This is a genomic window from Pararhodobacter aggregans, assembly GCF_003075525.1.
In the GTDB taxonomy this organism is placed as follows: Bacteria; Pseudomonadota; Alphaproteobacteria; order Rhodobacterales; family Rhodobacteraceae; genus Pararhodobacter; species Pararhodobacter aggregans.
Genome location: NZ_QDDR01000018.1, coordinates 35,637 through 60,633, shown reverse-complemented (window position 1 = coordinate 60,633; position 24,997 = coordinate 35,637). Strand labels below are relative to the sequence as shown.

At 68.0% G+C, this 24,997-nt stretch carries 18 protein-coding genes; 11 read left to right on the top strand and 7 right to left on the bottom strand.

Annotated elements, in window-relative coordinates; genetic code table 11:
* Positions 1 to 7: 7 nt before the first annotated feature.
* Together DDE23_RS23315 and DDE23_RS23310 are read left to right on the top strand one after the other, a co-directional pair.
* A complete protein-coding gene (locus tag DDE23_RS23315; RefSeq protein ID WP_107750898.1) occupies positions 8 to 2,170 on the top strand; it encodes a thiamine pyrophosphate-dependent enzyme in 2,163 nt (720 codons plus the stop codon).
* Entirely contained in the window at positions 2,167 to 3,690 is a 1,524-nt protein-coding gene (locus DDE23_RS23310) for an indolepyruvate oxidoreductase subunit beta family protein (RefSeq protein ID WP_107750899.1), read from the top strand. Before DDE23_RS23315 ends, DDE23_RS23310 begins: the two co-directional genes overlap by 4 nt.
* 6 nt (positions 3,691 to 3,696) lie before the next feature.
* Here DDE23_RS23310 and DDE23_RS23305 read toward each other — a convergent pair whose 3' ends face one another.
* Positions 3,697 to 4,458, bottom strand: coding sequence for an IclR family transcriptional regulator (locus DDE23_RS23305; RefSeq protein WP_107750900.1), 762 nt, complete (start codon positions 4,456 to 4,458; stop codon positions 3,697 to 3,699).
* 86 nt (positions 4,459 to 4,544) lie between these two features.
* On the opposite strand from DDE23_RS23305, the gene DDE23_RS23300 reads away from it, so the two are divergent.
* Genes DDE23_RS23300 through DDE23_RS23285 form a run of 4 tightly spaced genes read left to right on the top strand, consistent with a single transcriptional unit; the run spans position 4,545 to position 8,224 of the window.
* Positions 4,545 to 4,946, top strand: a complete 402-nt coding sequence (locus DDE23_RS23300; RefSeq protein ID WP_107750901.1) for a Rieske 2Fe-2S domain-containing protein — start codon at positions 4,545 to 4,547, stop codon at positions 4,944 to 4,946.
* On the top strand, positions 4,943 to 6,163 hold the full coding sequence (locus DDE23_RS23295; RefSeq protein ID WP_107750902.1) for an aromatic ring-hydroxylating oxygenase subunit alpha: 1,221 nt from the start codon (positions 4,943 to 4,945) through the stop codon (positions 6,161 to 6,163). The genes DDE23_RS23300 and DDE23_RS23295 overlap by 4 nt, the downstream gene beginning before the upstream one ends.
* A gap of 2 nt (positions 6,164 to 6,165) precedes the next feature.
* Positions 6,166 to 7,614 carry a glutamine synthetase family protein gene (locus tag DDE23_RS23290; protein ID WP_107750903.1) on the top strand — a complete coding sequence of 483 codons (1,449 nt, stop codon included), beginning with the start codon at positions 6,166 to 6,168 and terminating at the stop codon, positions 7,612 to 7,614.
* A gap of 7 nt (positions 7,615 to 7,621) precedes the next feature.
* Positions 7,622 to 8,224: a hypothetical protein gene (locus DDE23_RS23285; protein WP_107750904.1), complete on the top strand. Its 603-nt coding sequence runs from the start codon at positions 7,622 to 7,624 to the stop codon at positions 8,222 to 8,224.
* Between the two features lie 6 nt (positions 8,225 to 8,230).
* Here DDE23_RS23285 and DDE23_RS23280 read toward each other — a convergent pair whose 3' ends face one another.
* On the bottom strand, positions 8,231 to 8,701 hold the full coding sequence (locus tag DDE23_RS23280; protein WP_107750905.1) for an Lrp/AsnC family transcriptional regulator: 471 nt from the start codon (positions 8,699 to 8,701) through the stop codon (positions 8,231 to 8,233).
* Between the two features lie 89 nt (positions 8,702 to 8,790).
* Between DDE23_RS23280 and DDE23_RS23275 the strand changes: the two genes are divergently transcribed.
* Positions 8,791 to 10,206 (top strand): aminotransferase class V-fold PLP-dependent enzyme, encoded by a 1,416-nt coding sequence (locus DDE23_RS23275; RefSeq protein ID WP_107750906.1) that lies wholly within the window; start codon positions 8,791 to 8,793, stop codon positions 10,204 to 10,206.
* Positions 10,207 to 10,269: 63 nt separating this feature from the next.
* On the opposite strand, the gene DDE23_RS23270 is transcribed toward DDE23_RS23275, so the two are convergent.
* From DDE23_RS23270 to DDE23_RS23260, 3 genes are all read right to left on the bottom strand, one after another.
* A complete protein-coding gene (locus DDE23_RS23270; RefSeq protein WP_107750907.1) occupies positions 10,270 to 11,991 on the bottom strand; it encodes an OFA family MFS transporter in 1,722 nt (573 codons plus the stop codon).
* A gap of 257 nt (positions 11,992 to 12,248) precedes the next feature.
* On the bottom strand, positions 12,249 to 14,198 hold the full coding sequence (locus DDE23_RS23265) for a sensor histidine kinase (protein ID WP_107750908.1): 1,950 nt from the start codon (positions 14,196 to 14,198) through the stop codon (positions 12,249 to 12,251).
* The gene (locus tag DDE23_RS23260; protein ID WP_107750909.1) at positions 14,199 to 15,554 is read right to left on the bottom strand and encodes a sigma-54-dependent transcriptional regulator; all 1,356 of its coding nucleotides are present in this window, start codon (positions 15,552 to 15,554) and stop codon (positions 14,199 to 14,201) included.
* Positions 15,555 to 15,869: 315 nt separating this feature from the next.
* Here DDE23_RS23260 and DDE23_RS23255 point away from each other — a divergent pair, with 315 nt between their 5' ends.
* Positions 15,870 to 16,910 carry a tyrosine-type recombinase/integrase gene (locus DDE23_RS23255; protein WP_107750910.1) on the top strand — a complete coding sequence of 347 codons (1,041 nt, stop codon included), beginning with the start codon at positions 15,870 to 15,872 and terminating at the stop codon, positions 16,908 to 16,910.
* A gap of 46 nt (positions 16,911 to 16,956) precedes the next feature.
* Here the strand turns inward: DDE23_RS23255 and DDE23_RS23250 are convergent, their stop codons facing one another.
* Together DDE23_RS23250 and DDE23_RS23245 are read right to left on the bottom strand one after the other, a co-directional pair.
* A complete protein-coding gene (locus DDE23_RS23250) occupies positions 16,957 to 18,042 on the bottom strand; it encodes a ParB/RepB/Spo0J family partition protein (RefSeq protein WP_107750911.1) in 1,086 nt (361 codons plus the stop codon).
* Positions 18,039 to 19,343, bottom strand: a complete 1,305-nt coding sequence (locus DDE23_RS23245; RefSeq protein WP_107750912.1) for an AAA family ATPase — start codon at positions 19,341 to 19,343, stop codon at positions 18,039 to 18,041. Before DDE23_RS23245 ends, DDE23_RS23250 begins: the two co-directional genes overlap by 4 nt.
* A gap of 534 nt (positions 19,344 to 19,877) precedes the next feature.
* Between DDE23_RS23245 and DDE23_RS23240 the strand changes: the two genes are divergently transcribed.
* From DDE23_RS23240 to DDE23_RS23230, 3 genes are all read left to right on the top strand, one after another.
* Positions 19,878 to 20,558, top strand: coding sequence for a hypothetical protein (locus DDE23_RS23240; RefSeq protein WP_107750913.1), 681 nt, complete (start codon positions 19,878 to 19,880; stop codon positions 20,556 to 20,558).
* A 120-nt stretch (positions 20,559 to 20,678) separates the two neighbouring features.
* Entirely contained in the window at positions 20,679 to 21,815 is a 1,137-nt protein-coding gene (locus tag DDE23_RS23235; RefSeq protein WP_107750914.1) for an efflux RND transporter periplasmic adaptor subunit, read from the top strand.
* A 3-nt stretch (positions 21,816 to 21,818) separates the two neighbouring features.
* A complete protein-coding gene (locus DDE23_RS23230) occupies positions 21,819 to 24,938 on the top strand; it encodes an efflux RND transporter permease subunit (RefSeq protein WP_107750915.1) in 3,120 nt (1,039 codons plus the stop codon).
* The last annotated feature ends 59 nt before the right edge of the window (positions 24,939 to 24,997 follow it).

Below are 24,997 nucleotides of genomic sequence, written 5' to 3'. Positions count from 1 at the left end.
GGACCGCATGGCCGAACGCTCATTCAAGGCCGAGGTGGCCGATCTGCGCAAGGGCGCGGGCGAGACCTTCACCGGCGAGGGGATCCTGGCGATCACCAAGGCGCTTCTGGAGAACGGGGTCGGCTATGTCGGCGGCTATCAGGGCGCGCCGATCAGCCACCTGATGGACGTGCTGGCCGATGCCGAGGACCTGCTGAAAGAGCTGGACGTAAGGTTCGAGGCCAACGCCTCGGAAGCCGCCGCCGCGGCGATGCTGGCGGCCTCGGTGCATTACCCGATCCGGGGCGCCGTGACCTTCAAGGGGCCGGTCGGCGTCAACGTCGCCTCGGACGCGCTGGCCAACCTCGCCTCCTCGGGCGTGACCGGCGGGGCGCTCATCATCGTCGGCGAGGATTACGGCGAAGGCTCCAGCATCATGCAGGAGCGCAGCCACGCCTTCGCGATGAAGTCGCAGTTCTGGCTGCTGGACCCGCGGCCGAACCTGCCCTCGATCGTCAAGGCGGTGGGCGACGGCTTCGCGCTGTCGGAAGCGTCCAACACGCCTGTCATGCTGATGGTCCGCATCCGCGCCTGCCACGTCACCGGCCAGTTCCAGACCCGCGACAACCAGCGCCCGCCGCTCAGCGTGCGCGAGGCGCTGGCCAAGCCCCAGCGCAATGTCTCGCGCATCGTGCTGCCGCCGATGAGCTACGCGCAGGAACACGACAAGATCAACAACCGCTGGCCCGCCGCCGAGCGCTACATCCGCGACCACCAGCTGAACGAGCGGTTCGGGCCAGAGGCGGCGCCGGTCGGCATCGTCTGTCAGGGCGGCATGTACAACGGCGTGATCCGCGCCCTGCAACGGCTGGGTCTGGCGGACCTTTATGGCAACACGCAGGTGCCGATCTATTGCCTGAACGTGACCTATCCGCTGCTGCCCGATGAATTCAGCGCTTTCTGCGCAGGCAAGGAAGCGGTGCTGGTGGTCGAGGAAGGCCAGCCCGAGTTTCTGGAACAGGCCTTTGCCACGATGATGCTGCGTTCGGGGTCTTCGACCCGGCTGCATGGCAAGGACATTTTCCCGATGGCCGGGGAATACACCGGGCAGGTGATGAAGGATTCGCTGGAAACCTTCCTGCGCCAGCACGCGCCCAATCTGCTGCCCGCGCAGGTGCTGGCGCCCAATACCGAGGCGCCGGCGATCCCGGACCTGTCGAAGACCGTGCCGATCCGCCCGCCGGGATTCTGCACCGGCTGCCCGGAACGGCCGATCTTCGCCGCGATGAAACTGGTGCAGAAGGAACTGGGCGAACACCAGATCAGCGCCGATATCGGTTGCCACCTGTTTGCCTCGCTGCCGCCTTTCAACATCGGCGGCGCGACGATGGGCTACGGCCTCGGCCCCGCGTCGAACGCGGCCTTTGACGGTGGCAAGGCAGGGGGCGCCGAGAAACGCTCGATCGCCGTGATCGGCGACGGGGGGTTCTGGCACAATGGCCTGTCGTCCTCGTTCGGGAACATGGCGTTCAACAAGTCGGACGGCGTGGCGGTCATCGTCGACAATTACTATTCAGCCGCGACCGGCGGGCAGGACGTGATGTCGTCGCGCGCCAAGAACCCGACCAAGGCCACCAACAATCCGATCTCCAAGGCGCTGCGCGGCATCGGCATCGACTGGGTGAAACAGGTGGACCGCACCTATGACGTGGCGGGCATGCGCGACATCCTGCGCGAGGCGCTGACCACCGACACGCCCGGGCCCAAGGTCATCGTCGCCTCGTCCGAATGCATGTTGAACAAACAGCGGCGCGAGAAGCCCCTGCGCAGCGCCGCGATCCGCGAGGGGCGCCGGGTCGAGGCGCCGCGCTTCGGCGTCGATGAGGCCGTCTGCACCGGCGACCATGCCTGCATCCGGCTGTCGGGCTGCCCGTCGCTGTCGCTGAAGAAACTGGACGATCCGCTGCGCGACGATCCGGTGGCCTCGATCGACACCTCCTGCGTCGGCTGCGGCAATTGCGGCGAGGTGGCCGAGGCCGCTGTCCTCTGCCCCTCGTTCTACGAGGCGCGGGTGATCCACAACCCCTCGGCCCTGGAACGCCGTCTGAACGGCTGGCGGCAGGGGCTGATCGGCTGGCTGGCGAAGCGTCGCCAGTCCCGCCGCCTGAGCTTCGAGGAGAGCGCGGCATGAGCGTCACTTTCCCCCCACCCGCCGACGCGGGTAATGTAATCAAGCTGGCGATCCTGGCGGTCGGCGGTCAGGGCGGGGGCGTGCTGGGCGGCTGGATCGAGACCCTCGCGCGTGCGCAGGGCTATGCGGTGCAGGCGACCTCGGTCGCGGGTGTGGCGCAGCGCACGGGCGCCACGATCTATTATCTGGAAATGGCGCCAGCCGGGCCCGTCGCGCCGGTCTTCTCGCTCGCCCCCGCGGCGGGCGACGTGGACGTGATGATCGCGGCCGAGATGATGGAAGCCGGGCGGGCGATCCTGCGCGGCTTCGTCACGCCCGACCGGACAACGCTGATCGCCTCGACCCACCGGGCGCTGGCGGTGAGCGAGAAGATGGTGCCGGGCGACGGCATCGCCAATGCCGACGAGGTTCGGGCCGCGGCGGAAGTGGCCGCGCGCGGGCTGGTGCTGGCGGATTTCGAGGCGGCGGCGCTGAAGGCGGGCTCGGTCATCTCGGCCAGCCTGTTCGGCGCGCTGGCGGGATCGGGCGCCCTGCCCTTCCCGGTCGAGGCGTTCGAGGCGGCGATCCGGTCCAGCGGCAAGGGGGTCGAGCCTTCGCTCCGCGCCTTCGCGGCGGGGCGCGAGGCGGCGCTGGCCGGCAATGTCCCGGCCCCCGTCGCCCCCCTGCCCCGCGCCCCGGGCAGCGCGAGAGGCCCCGAGAAACTGACCAAGCGCTGGCAGGCCCTGACTGACCGTGTTTCGACCCTGCCCGCCGCTGTCCGGCCGATGGCGCTGGCCGGCCTGCGCAAGGTGGTGGATTTTCAGGATCTTGCCTATGGCGCGTCCTATCTGGACCGGCTGGAAACCGCCGCCCGCACCGATCACGGCACGGACAATGCCTTCACCATCGCGGCGGCCAAATACCTCGCCAATGCCATGACCTATGATGACGTGATCCGCGTCGCCGATGCCAAGACCCGGCCCGAACGTCTGGACCGGATCCGGGCCGAGATGGGCGGGGCCGAGGTCATGCAGCTGACCGAATTCACCCATCCCCGGGCCGAGGAAGTGGTTTCGCTGCTGCCGCGCGCGCTGGGTCAGGCGATCATGGACCGGCCCCGGCTGCTGGGTTTCATCGACCGTCGGGTGAACAAGGGGCGCAGGCTCAGAACCGACCGGCTGCTGCCCTTCCTGCAATTGCACATGCTCGCCTCGATGCGCAGCTGGCGCCCGCGCAGCCTGCGCCATGCCGAGGAGACGGCGCATCTGGACCGCTGGTTCGCCACCGCGCTGGACCGCGCGCCCCGGGATCTGGCGCTGGCCACCGCGACGCTGCAAGCCCGGCGTCTGGTGAAGGGCTATTCCGACACCCATGCGCGGGGTCTGGGCAAGTTCGACCGGGTGATGGAGGGCATTGCCATGGTCGAGGGGCGGGACGATGCCGCCGATTGGGCGCGGCGCCTGATCACCTCGGCCCTGCAGGACGAGGAAGGCGTGGCGCTGGACGGCACGCTGCAAACGATCCGCAGTTTTCTGGCATAAGGCCGCTCAGCGCGGGGCGCCGATCCGGCCGATGGCCAGCGCGCTCCGCCGCAGCACATCCAGCACCCGCTCCAGCCTCCCCGGCTCGTCGAAGGCGTTGACCGAGGCCGTCGTCGCCAGCACGAAGGGCACCTGCCCCAGCCCGCCCAACGGCACCGCCACCCCGGCCGCGCCCAGTTCGAACTCGTCGCGGGCAAAGGCAAAGCCCTGTTCGCGCGCGGCCTCGACGGCGGCGCGCAGCCGCGCGGGGTCAAGCTCGGTCGCCTCGGTGTAGCGGGTCGCGGGCCGGGCGGCGAGGGCCTGTTCCAGAACCTCCGGGCCCGAGCGCGCCAGCAGCATCCGCCCGACCGCCGTGTGCAGAAGCGGCAGCGCGCTGCCGATCCCGAAACCCAGCGTCACCCGGGCCGAGGCCGGGGCGGCGCGATCGACATAGACCGCGTGCAGCCGATCGCGGGTGGCGAGCGCGACCTCCATGTCCAACTCCTCGGCCGCGTGGCGCAGGACGGGCTGCACCACCCGGCCGACCTGCAAGCCGCCCAGAAACCCACCCGCCAGCGTCAGCACCCGGGGCGCGAGGCGCAGACCGCCCTCGCCCTCTTCCAGATAGCCGCAGCGTACCAGCGTCAGGCAGAGCCGCCGCACCACCGCCCGGTCCAGACCCGAACGGCGGGTGATCTCGGGCAGGGTCAGGCAAAGCGCGCCGCTCTCGAAACAAGCCAGAACCTCCAGCCCCTTGGCGAGGGTCTGGGCGAAATCGCGATCACTCATTTGACAGGTCTCCCGCGCTCTGGCAAAGTTCACATATCGCCCACTATGTGCGATTATCGCACCATTCGCAAGGGGAGCCCGAGCCGATGACCGCCGCAACGCCACAAGCCAAGGGCTGGGTCCAGATCGCCACCTTGGCCGATCTGAACCGCCCCCGTCCGCTGATCCCGGTGACGCTGGCCGGCCGGCGTCTGGTCCTGTTTCGCGACGACGAGGGGCAGCTGGGCCTGATCGGCCGTCATTGCCCGCATCGCGGCGCCGACCTGTGCTATGGTCGGCTGGAGGACAACGGGCTGCGCTGCCCGTTCCACGGCTGGCATTTCAACCGGACCGGGCAATGCGTCGAACAACCAGCGGAACCCGAGGGGTCCCGCATGCACGAGCAGATCCGCATCCCGATGGTGCCGGTCCGCGAAGTGGATGGCGCGATTTGGGCGCAGGTCGGGGTGGAACTGGAACAGGCAGCCGCAGCGGAGACAGAAGCATGATCAGCCAGCACCTCAATGACCGCATCACCCGCATCGCCCCCGGCACTCCGGCGGGCGCCGTGCTGCGGCAATACTGGCAACCCGCCGCTCTGGTCGATGAATTGGCGCATGGCCCGCTGGTGCCGGTGAACCTGCTGGGCGAGCGGCTGGTGCTGCAGCAGGGCGCGCAGGGGCTGGAACTGGCGACCCGCGTCGCCTCGCCGGAGGAGGCGCCGACGCATTACCCGGCCTCCGACGCGATCCAGATCGACCCCACCGGCCCGGTCTATCCGACCGAGACCCGCGCCGGGCTGGTCTTCGCCTATCTCGGCGATGGCGCCCCGCCGCCCTTCCCCGCCTTCGACTGCTTCCGCGCGCCCGACACCCATGTCTTCGCCTTCAAGGGCCTGTGGGAGTGCAACTGGCTGCAGGCTTTGGAGATCGGCATCGACCCGGCCCATGCCTCGTTCCTGCACCGCTTTCTGGAGGACGAGGATCCGGCCGACAGCTATGGCAAGCAGTTCCGCGACAAGGCCGGCGCGACCGAGATCCCAATGACCAAGCTGCTGCGCGACTATCCGCGCCCCGAGATCAAGGTGGACGAAACCGACTACGGGCTGAAGATCACCGCGCTGCGCCATATGGAGAACGGCCATACCCATGTCCGCGTCACCAACCAGATCTTCCCCGAGGCGATCTGCATCCCCATGTCGCGCGAGATGACCATCACCCAATGGCACGTCCCGGTCGACGATCAGACCTGCTATTGGGTCACCGTCTTCACCAGCTTCGACAAGCCGGTGAACAAGGACTTGATGCGCGCCCAGCGGTTGAAGGAACACCGCCTGCCCGATTACGCACCGCTGAAGAACCGCCGCAACGATTACCATTACGACCCGGCCGAGCAGGCGGCGCTGACCTATACCGGCATGGGGCTGGACATCAACGTCCACGACCAATGGGCGGTCGAGGGGATGGGCCGGATCCAGGACCGCACGCAGGAACACCTCGGCCGCTCGGACGTGGCGATCATCCGCTACCGGCGGATGCTGCGGCGGATGATGGACGCGCTGGAACAGGGCGACCGGGCGGCGCTGCCGATGCATGGCGCGGGCGCCGCAGGGATCCTCGGGCCCTTGTCCAACGACGCGATTGCCGAAACTGCCGACTGGCAGGCGGTGAGCCGGGCGGCCGATCTGGCGCGGCGGGCGGCCTGTCCCTGGGACGCGACGGTGTGAGCATGGACGGGGCGATCAAGGGAGCACTCTTCGAGCGCGGCTTGCTGAGCGAGGATCAGGCACAGGCCGGGGTCGAACTGGTCGCGCGGGTGATGGCCGAGGGGTTTGAGACGGTGCGCCTGCTGTTTGCCGACCAGCACGGCATCCTGCGCGGCAAGGCCATCGCGGCGCGGACACTGGGCTCGGCACTGGCCTCGGGGCTGTCGGTGCCGTCGACGCTGATCCTCAAGGACACGGCGCATCGGACGGTGTTCGACGTCTGGAAGGACGGGCTGACGCTGGACGGCGTGTCGCTGGCGGGGGCGGGCGATCTGCTGCTGGTGCCGGATGTCGCCACCTTCACCCCCCTGCCCTGGTCGCCGCATTCCGCGCTGATCCTTTGCGATCTGGCCTATCGCTCGGGCCAGCACGTCTCGGTCTCGCCGCGCGGCGTGCTGCGCCGGGCGATGGAGGCGCTCGCGCGCACTGGCCATGACGCGGTGATGGGGCTGGAGGTGGAGTTTCAGGTCTTCGCCATCGAGGATGACGGCCTTTCACACGATCAGGCCACCATGCCCCCCGCCGCGATCACCACCCGCAACACCACGCAGGGCTGGGCCTTCCTCACCGAAACCCGCTATGGCGCTGTCGAGCCCCTGCTCGACGAGATCCGCCGCGCGGCCGAGGCGATGGGCCTCGCCCCCCGCTCGATGGAGATCGAGATGGGGCCGTCGCAGTTCGAATTCACCTTCGACGCTTCGGACCCGCTGACCCAGGCCGACCGCTTCGTCCTGTTCCGCATGATGGTCAAGGACATCTGCCAGCGGCAGGGCCTGCACGCGAGTTTCATGCCGAAGCCCCGGGTGGCGAATGCGGTGGCCAATGGCTGGCACATCCATCAATCGCTGGTCTCGCGGCAGACCGGGCGCAACGTCTTCACCCCTTCGGTCGATGGCGAACCGACGGCCGAGGCGGGCGCCTGGATCGCCGGGCTTCTGGAGCACGCACCCGCCACCTGCCTGCTGACCAATCCCACGGTCAACGGCTACAAGCGGTTCAGTGCCTTCCAGCTGGCCCCGAACCGCGTGCAATGGGGCACCGACAACCGCGGCGCCATGCTTCGTGCGCTGCTCTATGCCGGTGATCCGGCATCCCGGATCGAGAACCGCGTCGCCGACACCGCCGCCAATCCCTATTACGCGCTGGCCGGGCAGATCCTGTCCGGGCTGGATGGGCTGACCCGTGGCGCCACGCCCCCGCCGCCGACGCTGACGCCCTATGCCGAGGATCAGGCGAGCCTGCCCGCCACACTGGACGCGGCCATTCAGGCGTTCGAGGCCTCCCCCCTCTATGCGCAGGCGCTGGGGCCGGATTTCGTCCGCTACCTCGCGCATCTGAAGCGGGCGGAATGGGGCCGGTATCTGGCGACCGTCTCGGAATGGGAACAGGCCGAGTATTTCACCCTGTTCTGAGGCGCGCATGGCCGATCTTCTCGTCGCCGGGCATTTCTTCGAGGATATCATCGACGGCTATTTCCCGCTGGGCGAGAGCCTGCGGCAGATGCTGTCGCGGCAGGGCTTCGGCGCGGCGCTGGTGGTGATTACCCATGCGCCGGTGCTGCATTGGCCGGGCGATGACGGGCAAGGCCCGGTCCCGATGCGGCTGAGGGCGGCAACGGCGGGATTGCTGCGGTGGTCCCTCGCCCTCGCGGTGCTGGACGGCAACGGCATGCGGCTGAGCGGCGTGGCCGACTGGCGCTGGCCCGAGGGCGAGCGCGGGTTCGGCCCGGAGACACGGCTGGCCGAACCCGCCTTCCTGCGCGGGATCGGGCTGCACCCGGGGCCGGAGGACGGCGGCGCCTTTGGCCGGGTCCGGCGGGACAACGCCTCGCGCCTCGGCATCGCCGGGCCGGGCGTGCCGGGCTGGGGTTTCACCCGCCCGGTTGACGGGATTGTCCGCGACACCGGGGCCATCGCCGCGCCGCACAGGCAGGGCGGCACCGGGCCCCGGCTTTCGGTCGATCTGACGGACCCGGACCACGCCAGAGCCTCGCACGCCATGGCGCGCGACCTCGGCCTTTGATCCCCGTCAGATCGGAATGTCGCGCCCGGCGGCAATCGATTCCATGGTGATAAGCGACGTCACATTCTCCAGCTCCAGCCGGGCGATCAGCCGCTGATAGACCTGATCGAACCCGTTCATGTCGGCGGCCACGACCTTGAGGATGTAATCGTATTCCCCGGCGATCCGGTACATGTCGATCACCTGCGGGATCGCCAGAACCTCGCGCCGGAAGGTTTCCAGCCACGGGCGGGAGTGGTTGCGGGTACGGATCATCATGAAGACGGTCAAGGGCAGGCCCAGCTCGGCCGCATCCAGCCGGATTGTCTGACCCTTGATGACCCCCTCGGCCTGCAAGCGGTTGAGCCGCCGCCAGCAGGCGTTCTGGCTGAGGCCCACGGCCTCGGCCAGCGCACGCTGCGGCTGGGATGCGTCCCGTTGCAGCGCGCGCAGGATACGGCGATCAATCTCGTCCAATTTTGGGGCTTCATCGTTCATGTGATCGAAAATAGCCGAAGGCCGGACAAAGTTCGATGAAATTTTTTGTGTCCAGCTTGGGTAGCCTTTGCCCAACGACAGGAGCCCCCATGCCCGAGACCCCTTTCTTCGACCGTTTCCGCAACCAGCTCGACGGCCCCGATTGCCTCCAGCGTCTGCGACAGGGGCTGATCGGCGACGGGCAGGTCATCGACGGGCCTTTCGGGCCGCGCCCGCTGATCTACGCCGATTACGTCGCCTCGGGCCGGGCGCTGCGTCAGGTGGAAACGACAGTGCTGGAAGAAGTGCTGCCCTTCTATGCCAACAGCCATACCGAGGGCTCGCATTGCGGCGCCTTCGTCACGCGTCTGCGGCGCGAGGCGCGAGCGGTGATCGCCCGGCATTGCGGCGCGGACCCGCGCTTCGCCACGATCTTCGCGGGCTCGGGCGCCACGGCGGGGCTGAACCGGCTGGTCGCGTTGCTGGGCGTACCGCAGGACGTGGCGGCGGGGCGGCGGCCGCTGGTGCTGATCGGGCCTTACGAGCATCATTCCAACATCCTGCCCTGGCGCGAATCCGGCGCCGAGCTGCGCGAGATCCCCGAGGATCCGGCGACCGGCGGCCCGTGCCTGAGCACACTGGAATCGGAACTCAAAGCGGCCAAAGGCCGGCCAGTGATCGGCGCCTTTTCCGCCGCGTCGAACGTCAGCGGCATCCTGACCGATACGGTGGCCGTGACGCGCATCCTGAAGCGCCACGGGGCGCTGGCGGTCTGGGACTACGCGGGCGGCGCCCCCTATATCGCCATGTCGATGGACGCGGGCACCGACCACGAGAAGGACGCCATCGTCTTTTCACCCCACAAGTTCATCGGCGGACCGGGCGCCTCGGGCGTGCTGATCCTCAGCAAAGACGCCGCGCGGCGCGATACCCCGGTCTGGCCGGGCGGCGGCACGGTAACCTATGTCTCGGAATGGGGACACGATTACAGCGCCTCGCTGGAGACGCGCGAGGAAGCGGGCACGCCCAACGTCCTGGGCGACATCCGCGCGGCGCTCGCCGTCACGGTGAAGGAGGCGATGGGCCAGGACTGGCTGGACGCCCGCCACGCCGCGCTGCGGGCCCGGGCGGTGGCAGCCTTCGACGCGCTGCCCGGCTTCCATTACGCGGGCAAGGGCACCTCGGCGCCCGCCCTGCCCTTCTTCTCGTTCTGGCTGGAGGGGCGCGACCGGCATCAGCAGATCACACGGGCGCTGTCCGATCATTTCGGCATCCAGACCCGCAGCGGTTGTGCCTGCGCCGGCCCCTATGGGCACCGGCTGTTCGGCATCGATCAGGCGGAAAGCGACCAGATCCGCCGGCGCATCCAGGCGGGCGACGACACCGCCCGGCCCGGTTTCACCCGCTTCAACCTGAGCGCGCTGATGACCGACGGGAAGGCCGATCTGATCCTCGACGCCATCGCACAGATCGCCCGGGACCCTGCGCGGTTCCTGGCCCCCGCCCCCCTCGCCCGGGTCGGCTGAAAGCAGAAACGGCCCCCGTGAGGGGGCCGTTCGCCGGACAGCGGTTGGGACTGTCCGCCCGGGTTATTCGCCCGGAACTCGGGCGGCCGCAGGCGCGTCGTGGTGATGGTGCTCCTTCACCGGCCGCATCATCATGTTGGCGATGAAGCCCACCACCAGCAGCGCCGCCATGCAATACATCGTTGTGTTGTAGAGCGAGGGCGTCGGGTCGATGGTCCCTGCGGGCGCAATCTCCATCAGCCGGGCGATGGTCACCGTCCGCGCCGCGACCAGCTGGTCGAGCTGGGCCAGCGGCGCGCCGAACCGCTCGGCAAAGGACGCCGCATCGACGCGCGAGGCGAGGTCGCGGATCGCGCTGTTGACGGACATCTCGCGCAGCGAGGTGATGGCCAGCGGCCCCAGCACCCCGGCCAGCGACCAGGCGGTCAGCAGGCGCCCGTGGATGCCGCCCACATGCATGGTGCCGAACATATCGGCCAGATAGGCCGGGATCGTGGCGAAGCCGCCGCCGTACATCGAGAAGATAATCATCGTCGCGATGTAGAAGCCGACCAGATAGATGATCGCCGGGTTGGTGGCCACCGCGCTCGCGAAATAGGGGATCGAGAGATAAAGCAGCGTCCCCAGCGCGAAGAAACAGGTATAGGTGGCCTTGCGCCCGATGTAATCCGAGGTCGAGGCCCAGAAGAACCGCCCCACCATGTTGAAGACCGAGATCATGAACACATAGGTCGAGGCAAAGGCGGCGGTCACGATCAGCGGCATCACCGAACCGAAGATCTCGGACATCATGGTCTTGGCCACGCCGATCACGCCGATCCCGGCGGTCACGTTGAAGCACAGCATGATCCACAGCTGCCAGAATTGCGGCGTCTTCAGCGCCTGGTCGATATGGACGTGGTTCTGCGAGACCATACCCGAGGCGACGGGCTTGGGCTCCCATCCCGCCGGTTTCCAGTTGGGCGCGGGCACGCGGTACTGGAAGGCGGCCAGGATCATGACGATGAAATAGACCACGCCCAGCGTCATGAAGGTGCCCGCAGCGCCGGTGTTGCCGGTACCGATGACATAGACGCCCGCCTCGCCGCCGAAGGGCGCGGCCTGGGCGGCGGTGGCGATCACCACCTCGACCCGGCCGGCGGCGGTTTCAGCGAAGACGCGGCCGTTCTCGACGATGGTGGCGACGGCATCCTGCGCGCCGAGGAAATCGGGCGCCGTCTGGAACATCTCCAGCAGCCAGCCCTTGACCGGCGTGGCGATCATCGCGCCGCCGCCGAAGCCCATGATGGCCATGCCGGTGGCCATGCCGCGGCGGTCGGGGAACCAGCGGATCAGCGTGGAGACCGGCGAGACATAGCCCAGCCCAAGCCCGCAGCCGCCCAGCACCCCGTAGCCGAGGTAGAGCAGCCAGAGTTGATGGGTCGAGATCCCGAACGAGCCGATGATGAACCCGCCGCCCCAGAGGATCGCGGCGACGACACCGACCATGCGGGGACCGACCTCTTCCAGCCACTTGCCGGCGAAGGCGGCGGCGAGGCCCAGGAAGACAATGGCGACCGAGAAGATCCAGACGACCGAGCTGAGGCTCCAGTCCTCGGCCGAGGAGGCGACGACGCCCAGTTCCCGCGTCAGCGGCGGGTTGAACACCGACCAGGCATAGACCGATCCGATGCACAGATGGATGGCGATGGAGGCGGGCGGCACCCGCCAGCGGTTGTATCCCGGTTCGGCGACGATGTGGCTCTTGTGCAAGAACCCCAGCGCGCCCCCTGACGCTTTGCTCATTCTCGATCCTCCCTGTCGGTTCCCCGGGGTCGCGGCCTCCTACCGCGGGTCCCTGTGGCAGCATGCGACGGCATGCCACAGACGAATGGCACCGTCCGCACCTTTCCTGTCAAGAATTTTCTACATAAATAACAATGACTTAGATTGGCAATATCGGACATTCTGTCCGCCTGCGCATGCCCCGGCCCGCCCCGTTTGGGACATTCTGTCCCGCGGGCACCGCGCCGACCGCGCCGATTTGCGTCAAAGTGACCGGATCACCCGCCCGGGGCGAGGGGCAAAGAAATTTCGAACCGCGTGCCCTTGCCGGGCTCGGACCGGGCCGAGATCCGGCCGCCGACCTGCCCCACCAGCTGCTGGCTGATCGACAGGCCCAGCCCGGTTCCCTGCGCCTGCTTGGTGGTGAAGAAGGGATCGAAGATCCGCGACAGGACCTCCGGCGGCATGCCGGTGCCGGTATCGGCCAGCGTGATGACCAGATGCCCGTCCCGCGCCTCGGTGCCGACGCTCAGCACCCCGCCCTCGGGCATGGCATGGACCGCGTTCAGCACCAGATTGACGATCACCTGCTGCAGCTCGGTGCGCGACATGCTGACCTGCCCGGCGCTGTCGAACCGGGTCTCGACGCGGATTCCCGCCGCCTCCAGCTGGCGCCGTGTCAGGACCAGACAATCGCGGGCCACATCGGCGGGGACGATCAGGGTGCGGGCGCCGGAATAATCCTCGGGCCGGGCGAATTGCAGCAGTTTCGAAACGATGACGCTGATGCGGTAGACCTGATCGTCGATCAGCCGGAATTCCTCGCGCACCGGAGCGGCCGCCTCGCCCAGGATGCTGCGCGCGAGGTCCAGATTGCCCTGGATCACCGCCACCGGATTGTTGATTTCATGCGCGACCGAGGCGGTGATCTCGCCCACCGTGGCCAGCTTTTCGGACATGATAAGCCGCTCGGTTGTGCGCTCGATCTGCCGGTTCGCCTCGCGCAGATCGGCGGTGCGTTCCTCGACCTTGGCTTCCAGGCTCTCGGCCCAGTCGCGCAATTCGCGGTCGCGCGCCTGCACCTGATCGAGCAACGTGTCCAGATGCGCGGCCACCTGCGTGATCTCGTCGGGATGGCCGTCCACGTTGTTGCGCGCCTGAAGGTCCCCCGCCTCGACCTGGGCCATCGTGCGGTTCATCCCCTCGAGCGGCAGAAAGATACGGCCCGCCCACCGCAGGAAGATCGGGATAGACATCAGTGCGATCAGCAGGAAGGCCCCGGTCAGGGCCAGCGCCGAATTGCGCTTGGCCTCGCGAAACGGGGTTTCCAGAAAGCCGACATAAAGCATGCCGACCCGCTGGCCGAAGCTGTCGACGATCGGCTCATAGGCCGAGATATACCAGTCGTTCACCACGAAGGCCCGGTCCAGCCAGATCCGCCCCTGATCCAGTACCTGCGCCCGCACCTCAGCCGAAACCCTTGTGCCGAGCGCGCGCACATTCTCGAACAGCCGCACATTGGTCGAGACGCGCACATCCTCCAGGAACAGCGTGGCGGTACCCTGGCTGCCCTCGGGCAGGCTTTGCTCGCGGTAGACGAGGTCGTTGATTGTGTCGATGAAGCCGAGGTTCTGGTTCAGGAGCGTCCCCCCGACCAGCGCCGCCAGCCCACCCCCGGGCAGCCGCACGGGCGCCGCGGAATGGATGACGATCCCGCGATTCTCGACGCTGCGCTCGGTCGGCACGGCGCCGCGGGTCGGCACCAGCGGCAGCGCGGCGCGGATCGCCAGCGCCGGGTCCAGCGCGGACAGGTCCTCGGCCGTGAAGATGTCGACGGCGCTGTGCCAGCGGCCATTCAATGCGGCGGTGACGACCGGCCAGCGCCCGGCGGCCTCTGCATCGGCCAGATAGAGGAAATCGAGGCCCAGCCGCTGCCGCTCCCCCTCAAGAAAGGCCGCCAGCCCCTCGGCCGTGATCGCATCCCGCAGATCGGTCGAACGCGCCACCGCATCGACCCGCTCCCCCGAGAATTCGACCAACCGGCGCAGGTATTGATCGGCGATCGTCAGATCGCCCGTCACCTTGTTGATGAGGATGTCGTCGATCTTGCCCGACCAGCGCCACATGGTCCCGCCCAGCATCAGGGGCAGCAGCACCACCATCGGCAACAGCGCGATGACCAGAAGCCGCACGCGCACCGAAGTGATCCAGCGCTTCTGCCGCTCCATTCAGAACCCCCAGGCCGCGCATTTCCGGTCGATGGTCTTGCGCGAAACACCCAGAAGCCGCGCCGCCTCGCTCCGGTTGCCGCCGGTCAGATCCAGCGCCCGCAGGATCTCGCGCCGCTCAAGATCTTCCAAGGGCGTGATCGGCGCATCGCTCGACGGCGCGCTCAGCGTCTCGATGGGGAAATGGCCGAAGATCAGCGAGCGTTCGATGAAATTGCGCAATTCGCGGATGTTGCCCGGCCAGTCGTGCCGCAGCAGCGCGGATCGCAGAGCGGGCGACAGGTCGAGCTTCGGCAACGAATGCGCGGCCGAGATCTCGCTCAGGAACAGTTCGGCCAGCTCCAGGATGTCGGTGCCCCGTTCGCGCAGCGATGGCATGGCGATCTCGACCACCGTCGTACGGAAATAGAGGTCCTCGCGAAAGGCCCCGCTTTCCACCGCGGGCAACAGCGGGCGGCTCGACGACAGCACGAAGCGCAGATCCAGCTGCTGGTCGCGCTCTGTCCCCACGGGGCGGATCACGCCATCCTCCAGCACCCGCAAGAGCGCATTCTGCGCCCCGGGGCTGAGTTCGGCGACCTCGTCCAGAAACACCGTCCCCCCGGCAGCCGAGGCCAGCAGCCCCTCGCGCGCATCCTTGGCCCCGGGGAAAGCGCCCGCCGAATGGCCGAATAGCTCCACCTCGATCATCTCATTGGGGATGGAGCCGCATTGGATCGCGACGAATGGCCCCGAGGCCCGGGCCGAGCGCGCGTGCAGATGCCGGGCCGCGACTTCCTTGCCCGACCCGCAGGGGCCGGTCAGCAGCACCGGCGTCGGCACATTTGCCACCCGCTCCAGCAGGGTCCGCACCTCGGACACCGCGGCCGAGGCGCCGACCAGCTCCGTGCGTCGCCGTTTTCCCAGACCGACCGTCTCCAGCTCGCGTAGCAAAAGCCGGTTTTCGCGCCGGAGCCGGGCGATCTCCAGACAGCGGCGCAGCGCGGTCAGGATCTGATTCGAGCGGAAGGGCTTCAGCACGAAATCCGATACGCCCGCCCTCACCGCCTCGATCGCGGTTTCCAGATCGGCATAGGCGGTAATCATGATCGTATCGCCGAACCCGCCCCGGAACCGCTGTTCGGCCAGCCAGTCGAGGCCGCGCTGACCGGGCATCATGTTGTCCAGCACCATCACATCGTACTGGCGCTGCCGCAGCAGGACCGAGGCCCCTTCGGCCGTCGCCGCCTCGTCCACCCGGCGGCAGAGCGGCTCCAGCGTCTTGACCAGAAAATGGCGCATCCCAGGCTCGTCATCGACGACCAGAACGCTGGCGCTGGCCAAGGGGTCCTGCCCCGGTGTTCCGCCCGCGCCCATGACGCAATTCCCTCCCCCGCCTGAGGGCCGAACGCTACCCGCCCGGCGTCGAGGTTGTCCAGCCGTGAGGCTCGGAACCGGGAACCAGGGTGGGTGCGGCGGATTTCAATCGCTCAATAGCATCAGAACATACGATCTTCAGTGCGCATAATTCTGATACTTTGAGCATCACATTGGTGGATGCTGGTATGACCAGTTACTCACGATAAGTATCCTTTATCGTGACTCTTGATCCGAGCGAGAAAATGCGCAAGGCTGGGCGCTGAAATCGTCCAGAACGCCCTCCCCCTGCCCGCTTTCGCCATCAGGTGCCCCATGCCTCTGCCCCTTATCCCGGGCTCCGCTCTTTCGTCGGACGACGAAGCGGCGTTGACCGACCTCTACCGCCGGGGCACGCCGGCCAATACGCTGCGCGCCTGGGAAAGCGACCTTGCTTATATCGCCGCCTGGAAGCAGGCGGTCTACGCCCGCCCCCTCGCCTGGCCCGAGGATGAAACCGTCGCCCTGCGCTTCCTGTTGCACCATGCCGAGGATCTGACCGGAGCAACCGGTCCCGCGCGGGACGCGGCCGAGGCGCTGATCGCCCAGGGACTGCGCCGGGCATTGACGCCCCCTGCCCCCTCGACGCTGGACCGGCGGATCGCCAGTTGGCGGGCCTTCCACCGGATGCGGAACCTGCCCTCGCCCTTCTCGGCGCCGCTGGTGCAGCAGGCCCGCCAGAAGGCCCGCAAGGCGCTGGCCCGTCCCCGTAGGCCCAAGTCGCCCCGTCCGGTCACCCGGGAGGTGCTGACCGCGCTGCTGGCCAGTTGCGACGACAGCCTGCGGGGCATCCGGGACCGGTCGATGCTGACGCTGGCCTTCGCGTCGGGCGGACGGCGCCGCTCCGAAGTCACCGGGCTGGATCTGGCGGATGTGGACCTCAGGCCGTTCAAGACCCGGGGGCTGATCTGGCTGCGGCTGCTGGAGACCAAGACCACCGGCAAGGGTGACGCCCCGCGCCTGCCGCTCAAAGGGCCCGCCGCCCGCGCGCTGGTGCATTGGATCGAGACGACGGGCCTGACCGACGGTCCGCTCTTCCGCCCGGTTTCGCGCAGCGACCGAGTGTTGAACCGCCGCCTCGCCCCCGACGCGCTGCGGGTGATCCTGCGGCACAGGCTGGCGCTGGCTGGTCTGCCCGAGGATTTTGCGACCCCGCACGGTCTCCGTGCGGGGTTCCTGACGCAGGCCGCTCTGGACGGCGCGCCGCTCGCCGCGGCGATGGCGCTGTCCTTGCACCGCTCGGCGGTGCAGGCGCAGCGCTATTACGCCGATGTCGAGATCAGCGCCAATCCGGCGACGGATCTGCTGGGGGAATGACCCCCCGGCGATCTGTCCCCCCGACGATCTGTCCCCGCGGGGACACTCACTGATCGAGCGCCGCGAAAAAGGCGGCAACCGCCTTTTCCAACCGCAGCCGGTCGATGGCCGAGAAGTCGCGCGGCAGCCGCAGCTCGACGCGCCCGTCCGAGGCCGTGCATTGCGCGATCTGTGCCCCGTGCGCGACGCGCAGCGTGGTCTTGGCGCCGGGTTTGCGCGGCTTGACCTCGCCCCCGGTCGCAGGCGCTGCCTCGGGCGTATCGGCCAGGACGCGCAGCAAGGACAGCTCGCGCTCGGCGTCCCGCTCGGGTTCGGCCCGCAGGCGCCGGGCCAGCCGGTTGACGAAGCCCGGCTCCTTCTCGACCCGCTTCCACAGCGACAATCCCAGCGCCCGCGGCATCGCCGGGGCATGCGCCAGCTCCTCGCCGATCGCATCGAGCAACATCGCGAAGTTGCGGATGTAGATCCGCTTCTGCCGGTTGGCCGAGGCAAAGAGTGTCTTGATCGCCTCGTCCAGCGACCCCGCCGGGCATTCCGGATCGCGGACATAGGCGCGCGCCAGCTCCGCCATTTCGGCAAAGGAGATGTCGCGCCGAACCAGGTTCTCATCGACCATCCGGCGGTAGAGCAGCTCGATCCCCTCGCCCGGCGGCACCAGCCCGGCCGGGATCGTGGCATAGGCCGCGTCGCCGGTTTCGGCCAGCAACTCCCGATACGCCGTGAGCCGCCGGAAGCCCTGGACCAGTTCATACCCCTCGCCGCGCTGGACGACGCGGATCGGGTTGGAAAGCCCGATCTCGCGGATCGATTCCTTCAGCTCGTCCAGTTCTTCATCCCGCTCGGCCGAGCGGTCCCGGGTGATCTCGTCGGCCCGGATGCGGTCCAGCGGGATCAGATCGACGACCAGCCCCAATTGCCGCAACCGCACGAATTCATGAGCGAGCGAATCATTTTCCTGCCGGATCCGCGCCTCAAGTTCGGCGCGCTCGCGCAGGGCCTCGGCGTTCTCCGAGATGGCCGAGGCCATCGGGCCCCGCCTGCTGGGCGCCTCTGTCCCCGCGGGGACAGCAGGCTCGGCCACCGGCGGCGTGTCGCCCGGAAAGCCGATGTCGAAGATGCGCCGCTTGCTCATGCCTCACCCCCCATCTGGTCCCAGGCTTTCAGCGCATGGGTGCGGAATTCCTCGTAGGCGCGGTCAAAGGACAGCCGCGCCCGGCGCCAGGTTTCGCGGGTCATCTGCCGGTAGTCGATCTCGTAGATCGAGGACAGGAAGCGCCCCGATTGCTCGACCGCGCGGGTCAGCTCTATCGGGTGCTCGGCCATGCGGTCGCCGAAGACCTTGCCGAAAGCCTCCTGCATCGCGCGGTGCAGATCGTTGTTCGGCTCGAACCGGGTCAGCAGGAAGCGGACATCGAGGAAGGTCTTGGGCAGGGTGAATGTCCCCGCGGGGACAATGCCGGAGAAACGGCTCAGATCCTCCAGCGCCTCGGACAGCTGGCCGATGAAGGAGGTGGTCGAATCGTATTCCCAATAGCCGGGGCCCGAGGGGATGTAGAGCATGTCCGCCGCGAAGACCGCGTTCATCGACTGGTAACCGATGGCGGGCGGGCAGTCGAAGATGATGAGGTCATAGCTGTCCGCGGGCAGCTGATCGAGGAACCGTGACACCGCAGCGAAGAAGGACCATTCCGGGTTCAGGTGCCGGTACTGGGCGCTGGCGAATTCCACGAAGGCGGCATTGGCGCAGCTGGGCACGATGTCGATGGTCGGCCAACTGGTCGGCTTGATGAAATCGGCAAGCCTCAGATCGGCGAGCCCCATCTCGGTGATCGAGGCGGGGAGCCGACGCTGGGGCAGGGCGGTGCCGCTCTGCGCACCGCGGGTCGAGGAATTCATCCGCTCTGTCTCACGCGTGAGGTCGCGGGCCATGATGCCCCAGACGGTGAATTCCTCGGCCACGTCCGAGAGGCCCATCGAATGGCTGAGCGTCGCCTGCGGGTCGAAATCGACCGTCAGCACGCGGTAGCCGTCCAGCGCCGCGGCATGGGCGAAATGCAGCGCCACGGTGGACTTGCCGGCACCACCCTTGAAATTGGCGATGGCCGCGCGCAGCGCCCGCTTGCCAGCGGGACGCGCCGGCAGCAGCGACTGGCGGTTGATGCGCAGCCGGCGGCGGATCTCGTTGATCTCGTCGAGGGTGAACCAGCGTTGCCGCCCGTCCTCCTCGACCAGACCCTGGGGCAGGGAGGGGTCTGCCGCGAGTTTGCCCCGCAGCGTCGATTGATTCACTTTGAGGATCAGCTCGCCCAGCTCCCAGCTGGAAAAGCGGCGCAGGGTCTTCTCATTCTCCGGCGAGAAGGTTTGCTGGCGAATCCAGCCCTGCATTTTCAACGATTGCGCCTGCAGGCGCGCCAGGTCTTCGTGTGTGTACATGGTCGCTCAACGCTGTTTGCTCGATGGCGGGAATTTACGCGGAATATCGGAAAACGCAAATCCAGAAGTTCCCCTGAACAACGTTTCCCGCTATTCTGTCCCCGCGGGGACACGGAACAGGCTTTTCCTCCTGTCTTCGCAGGCGTTTCTGCCCTGTCCTGATTCGGGCGCGCAACCGACGGAGCGGGGATCGCTGACCGGCGCTCGGCGCCCCCTGAAAACGGATTGGGGGACAATTCGGCGCCCGTTCCGGGATTTGAGGGGACAAGCGGCGGCCATTGAGGGGACAGTCAAGATGTCCCCCAATACCTATAAACCGGATTTTTCAAATCTGGTTTTGGGGTCTGAATTGCCCCGGTCACAGAATCGTTGACACCATCGAAGCTCCCAACGTAAATTCCCGTCATACCGGGAATAGCGTTGGGATGGCTGGCGAGAAGGCCAACAGCTCTGCGCCATATCCCGGACAATGGGCACCAAGACCCGACGAGAGCAGAGCAGCATCCCCGAATCGGGGACAGCGAAGGGACAGGCATGAGTACCGTCAGACCATTGGGCAACGGGGCGGCAGCGCGCAAATACGATCTGCTGACGGCGCTGGGGACCATGGGCCTTGCCGCGACACCGGGCGAGCAGCGGCTGGTGCTGCGCCTCATGGTGGCCATCACCGCCCGCTACAACTGGGCCAGCGATACGCTCGCCGTGGCGCAGAGCGAATTGGCGAAACTCTGGGCGGTGGACGAACGCACCGTCAAGCGCGCCATGGCCGAATACCGGGCACGCGGCTGGCTGCGGCTGAAGCGGCAGGCGGCGCGGGGCAGGGTGGCCGAATACGGGCTGGGGATCGAGCGGCTGATGGAGGATACCCGCCCGGTCTGGGCCATTGTCGGCCCCGATTTCGCCGCGCGCCTCACCCCGGCCGAACCGGCCCCGGCGCCCGATCCCAAGATCGTGCGCTTCCCGCTGCCCGCGACCGAGGGGATCCTCTGGCCGCGCGTCCTGCAGCTGATCGCCGAAAGCGATGGCGACACCGCCCGCGCCTGGTTGCAGGGTCTGGGCGAGGAACCGGGCCCGCAAGGCGTGCTCAGGCTTGTGGCCCGGGGCCGCTATCAGGCGAGCTATGTGCGAACCCATCTGGCCGGGCGACTGCTGGCCGCGGCCCGGCGTGTCGATCCGGCGATCACCAGCGTCGAGATCGCCTGCGAAACGGCCTGAGGCGCCGCCACCCGGTCAACCCTTCGACAGGACAGTCGAATTGACCTTGTTGCGACGTGCATTCATGTCATCGTACCTGATATCACCTATTTCGTATCTCGATGACGGCGGAACCGGCTCATGGCATTCTGGAAACAGCTCTTTCTGAGCCTCGTGCTGCTTTGCGGTGCCCTGTGGGCCGCCGCGCTCTGGGTGCCGGGGACAGCCGGTCTGCTGCGCTCCTGGGGCTTGGGTCCGGTCATGGATCAGGTGGGCATCCCGGCCGAGGCGGCTGAACCCGCGGCGCAGGACGCAGGACGGCCACGCGGGGCAGGGGGCGGCGCCATGGTCCGCGCGGAACCGCCGGGCGAGGGGCGCGTCGCCGATACCATTGCGGCCATCGGCGATGGGCGGGCGCTGCGTTCGGTGACGCTCTATCCCCAGACGCCCGGGCATGTGGCCGAGGTTCTGGTGCAATCGGGCCAGCGGGTCGAGGCGGGGGCGGTGATCCTGCGGCTGGACAGCGAGGCCGAGGAGATCGGTCTGGAGCGCGCCCGGCTGGTGCTGGACGACGCCCGCACCCGGCGCGACCGGGTGCAGCAATTGCGTGGCTCGGGGGCTGCGACCGATGTGCAGATCCGCGAGGCGGAGCTGGCGGTGCGTCAGGCCGAGCTGGGGCTGCGACAGGCCGAATTCGACCTCACCCAGCGCACGCTGCTGGCGCCGATCGACGGCTGGCTGGGCATCCTGAACGTGGAACCCGGCACCCAGGTCGGCACCCAGACCGAGATCGCCCAGATCGACGACCGCAGCGCGCTGCTGGTCGAGTTCCGGCTTCCCGAAAGCATGGTCGGCCGTGTCGGCATGGGTGACAGTGTCGAGGCCGAGATCCTCGCGGGCGGGCAGGGCAGGGTGACCGGCCATGTCAGCGCGATCGACAACCGGGTCGATGCCGCGAGCCGAACGCTCAGGGTTCAGGCCCGGCTGGAGAACACCGAGGACCGGCTCCGCGCGGGCATGGCCTTTTCCATCCGCATCGCGTTGCCGGGGATCCCGGCGGCCTCGGTCGATCCGCTCGCCGTGCAATGGAGCCGCGAGGGCGCTTTCGTCTGGGTGGTGCGCGGGGGCGTGGCGACCCGCCTGCCCATCGCCATCCTGCAACGCGCCGATCAGGCGGTCATGGTCGAGGCCGATTTCCAGCCCGGCGATCTGGTGATCGTCGAGGGGGTGCAGTCCGTGCGCCCCGGCGCCCCCGTGACCCTGCAGGGCGAGGGCTGAGCCATGGCCACCCGTATCGAGCGCAGCGCGCATCTGTCGGGCACCGCCACGCTGATCCGGCGGCCGATCCTGGCCTTCGTGCTGAACGCGCTGATCCTGCTGGCGGGGATCGCCGGGGGATTGGGCGGCGAGGTGCGGGAATTGCCGGACGTCGACCGCCCGGTCATCACCATCACCACCAATTACGCCGGCGCCGCGCCCGAAACCATCGACCGCGAGATCACCGCCCTGATCGAAGGCGCCGCGGGCCGCGTCTCGGGCGTCAGCGCGATTTCGTCGAGTTCGCGCTTCGGCCGCAGCCGAGTGACGGTGGAATTTTCCACTTCGACGGACCTCGATGTGGCGGCCACCGACATGCGCGACGCCATCGCCCGGATCACCAACAGCCTGCCCGATCAGGCCGACGCGCCCCGCATCGTCAAGGCCGATGCGAATGCCGATGCGGTGATGCGGCTGTCGCTGACCTCGGCCACGCGCAGCCCCCAGGATCTGACCCGGATCATCGAGGATCTGGTGCAGGACCGGCTTCTGTCGGCGGAAGGGGTGGCTGACCTGCAGGTCTATGGCAACCGGCAGGAAGTGTTCCGCATCGACATCGACATGCGGCAACTGGCGGCGCGGGGCCTGTCGCTGGCCAGCATCCGCGATGCCGTCTCGACCGTGTCCTATGATGCGCCGGCGGGCTCGCTGGCTTCGGAAAGCCAGTCGCTGGTGGTGCGCACCACCGCCGCGATCACCACGCCCGCTCAATTCGAGGCGCTGGTGCTGGCCGATGGGGTGACATTGGGCGATGTGGCGCAGGTCAGCATGGGGCCGGGGCTGGGCGAGTCGATCCTGCGGGCCAATGGCGAGGCCGGGATCGGTCTGGGCATCATCCGCGCGGCGCAATCCAACACGCTCAGCATCTCGGCCGCCGTGACCCGCGCCGTCGAGGAGATCCGCCCGCTGCTGCCGCCCGATGTCTCGCTGACCATCACCTCGGATGACGCGACCTTCATCCAGGGCGCGCTGGACGAGGTGATCTCGACCCTGGCGCTTGCCACGCTGATCGTCATCGCGGTGATCTATGTGTTCCTGCTGGACCTGCGCGCGACCTTCATTCCGGCCATCGCCATGCCGGTGGCGCTGATCGGCACGCTGGCGGCGATCTGGATCGTCGGTTTCTCGATCAACATCCTGACCTTGCTGGCGCTGGTTCTGGCCACCGGGATGGTGGTGGATGACGCCATCGTCGTGCTGGAAAACATCGTCCGCCGCCGGGCCGAGGGGATGGGCGCACGCGCCGCCGCGGTTCTGGGCACGCAGCAGGTGTTCTTCGCCGTCGTCACCACCACCGCGACGCTGGCCGCGGTCTTCGTGCCGCTGTCGTTCCTGCCGGGGCAGGCGGGGGGGCTGTTCCGCGAATTCGGCTTCACGCTGGCCATGGCGGTGATGCTGTCCTCCATCGTGGCGCTGACGCTGTGCCCGGTGCTGGCCAGCCGGTTGCTGCGCGACCACAAGGCGCCGACGAAACGTGGCCCGATGCAGCGGCTGGGCGATGCGCTGGCCGGTTTCTACCGGGTGACGCTGAAAGCGGCGCTGGCCGCACCGATGGTGGTGATCGTCGCCAGCGCGCTCTTCGCGGGCGGCGCGTTCCTCTCGGCCGGGCTGATCCATCAGGAACTGACCCCGCCCGAGGATCGCGCCGTCGCCCTTCTGCGCATCTCGGCGCCGCAGGGCGTTTCGCTGGACCATACCGCCGCCGCGATGCGCGAGGTCGAGGATCTGCTGCAGCCGCTGATGGACTCGGGCGAGGTGACGAACCTCTTCTCCATCGCCGGGGCCGGCGGGTCGACGAATTCCGGCTTCATGGTGATGACGCTGGCACCCTGGGACCAGCGGACCCGCAGCCAGCAGGAGATTGTCGGCGAGATCAACGGCTTGATGCGTCAGGTGATCGGTGTCCGTGCTTTCGCCATGCAGCCGAACAGCCTGCGGATCCGCGGGGCAGGGCAGGGGCTTTCCTTCGCCATCGTCGGCCCGAGCTATGACGCGCTGGCCGCGCAGGCCAGCGAGCTTGTCGCAGCGATGGAGCGCAATCCGGCCTTCGGCCAGGTGCGGATCGATTACGACACCACGCAGCCGCAGCTCTTCATCGAGGTGGACCGCGCGCGCGCCTCGGACCTCGGCATCTCGATCGCCGGTCTGGGCGAGGCGCTGCAGGCGGTGCTGGACGGGCGCACTGTCGGCACGGTCTTCATCGGTGACCGCAGCCATGACATCCAGCTCATGTCCACCGCCGATCCGGTGAACGACCCCTCGGATCTGGAACGGGTCTTCATGCGCACCGCCTCGGGGCAGATGGTGCCGATCTCGACCTTCGTCACGCTGGAGGAACGCGCCGTGGCGCCGGAACTGGGCCGCGAATCGCAGATGCGATCGATCCCGATCAGCGCCAGCCTGACGGACGACCTGTCGCTGGGCAGCGCGCTGTCGCAGGTCCAGGCGCTGGCGGCCGAGGTTCTGCCCGCCGGCAGCCGCATCGTGCCGCTGGCCGAGGCCGCGACGCTGGGCGAGACCAACGCCGGGATCTTCCTGACCTTCGGTTTCGCCATCCTGATCGTGTTCCTGGTCCTGTCCGCGCAGTTCGAGAGTTTCATCTCGGCCTTCATCGTCATGTCCACGGTGCCGCTGGGTCTGGCCTGCGCGCTGCTGGCGCTGTTGCTGACCGGGGGCAGCCTGAACGTCTATTCCCAGATCGGGTTGGTGCTGCTGGTCGGCATCATGGCCAAGAACGGCATCCTGATCGTCGAATTCGCCAACCAGCTGCGCGATCAGGGGCGCAGCGTGCGCGATGCGATCATGGAAGGCTCGGTGATCCGGCTGCGGCCGGTGATGATGACCATGGTCTCGACCGTGCTGGGGGGCGTGCCGCTGATCCTGTCGCAGGGCGCCGGGGCCGAAGCGCGCGAGGCTCTGGGCTGGGTCATCGTCGGCGGGCTGGGGCTGGCCACGCTGGTCACGCTTTATCTGCTGCCGGTGGTCTATCTGCTGATCGCCGGGTTCAGCACGCCCAAGGCGGCCGAGGAAGCCCGCCTGCGTCGCGAACTGGATCAGGCGGAAGCCCAGGCCGAGGGCACCTAGCCCAGGATATTTCACAGACTGTCGATCATTCAACTTTTTGTAGACTCGACTCCGGCCCT

Excerpts from the sequence above, each read along its gene's own strand:
- DDE23_RS23315 (WP_107750898.1), top strand. The coding sequence starts at position 8 with ATGGCCGAACGCTCATTCAAGGCCGAGGTGGCCGATCTGCGCAAGGGC.
- DDE23_RS23310 (WP_107750899.1), top strand. The coding sequence starts at position 2,167 with ATGAGCGTCACTTTCCCCCCACCCGCCGACGCGGGTAATGTAATCAAG.
- DDE23_RS23305 (WP_107750900.1), bottom strand. The coding sequence starts at position 4,458 with ATGAGTGATCGCGATTTCGCCCAGACCCTCGCCAAGGGGCTGGAGGTT.
- DDE23_RS23300 (WP_107750901.1), top strand. The coding sequence starts at position 4,545 with ATGACCGCCGCAACGCCACAAGCCAAGGGCTGGGTCCAGATCGCCACC.
- DDE23_RS23295 (WP_107750902.1), top strand. The coding sequence starts at position 4,943 with ATGATCAGCCAGCACCTCAATGACCGCATCACCCGCATCGCCCCCGGC.
- DDE23_RS23290 (WP_107750903.1), top strand. The coding sequence starts at position 6,166 with ATGGACGGGGCGATCAAGGGAGCACTCTTCGAGCGCGGCTTGCTGAGC.
- DDE23_RS23285 (WP_107750904.1), top strand. The coding sequence starts at position 7,622 with ATGGCCGATCTTCTCGTCGCCGGGCATTTCTTCGAGGATATCATCGAC.
- DDE23_RS23280 (WP_107750905.1), bottom strand. The coding sequence starts at position 8,701 with ATGAACGATGAAGCCCCAAAATTGGACGAGATTGATCGCCGTATCCTG.
- DDE23_RS23275 (WP_107750906.1), top strand. The coding sequence starts at position 8,791 with ATGCCCGAGACCCCTTTCTTCGACCGTTTCCGCAACCAGCTCGACGGC.
- DDE23_RS23270 (WP_107750907.1), bottom strand. The coding sequence starts at position 11,991 with ATGAGCAAAGCGTCAGGGGGCGCGCTGGGGTTCTTGCACAAGAGCCAC.
- DDE23_RS23265 (WP_107750908.1), bottom strand. The coding sequence starts at position 14,198 with ATGGAGCGGCAGAAGCGCTGGATCACTTCGGTGCGCGTGCGGCTTCTG.
- DDE23_RS23260 (WP_107750909.1), bottom strand. The coding sequence starts at position 15,554 with ATGGGCGCGGGCGGAACACCGGGGCAGGACCCCTTGGCCAGCGCCAGC.
- DDE23_RS23255 (WP_107750910.1), top strand. The coding sequence starts at position 15,870 with ATGCCTCTGCCCCTTATCCCGGGCTCCGCTCTTTCGTCGGACGACGAA.
- DDE23_RS23250 (WP_107750911.1), bottom strand. The coding sequence starts at position 18,042 with ATGAGCAAGCGGCGCATCTTCGACATCGGCTTTCCGGGCGACACGCCG.
- DDE23_RS23245 (WP_107750912.1), bottom strand. The coding sequence starts at position 19,343 with ATGTACACACACGAAGACCTGGCGCGCCTGCAGGCGCAATCGTTGAAA.
- DDE23_RS23240 (WP_107750913.1), top strand. The coding sequence starts at position 19,878 with ATGAGTACCGTCAGACCATTGGGCAACGGGGCGGCAGCGCGCAAATAC.
- DDE23_RS23235 (WP_107750914.1), top strand. The coding sequence starts at position 20,679 with ATGGCATTCTGGAAACAGCTCTTTCTGAGCCTCGTGCTGCTTTGCGGT.
- DDE23_RS23230 (WP_107750915.1), top strand. The coding sequence starts at position 21,819 with ATGGCCACCCGTATCGAGCGCAGCGCGCATCTGTCGGGCACCGCCACG.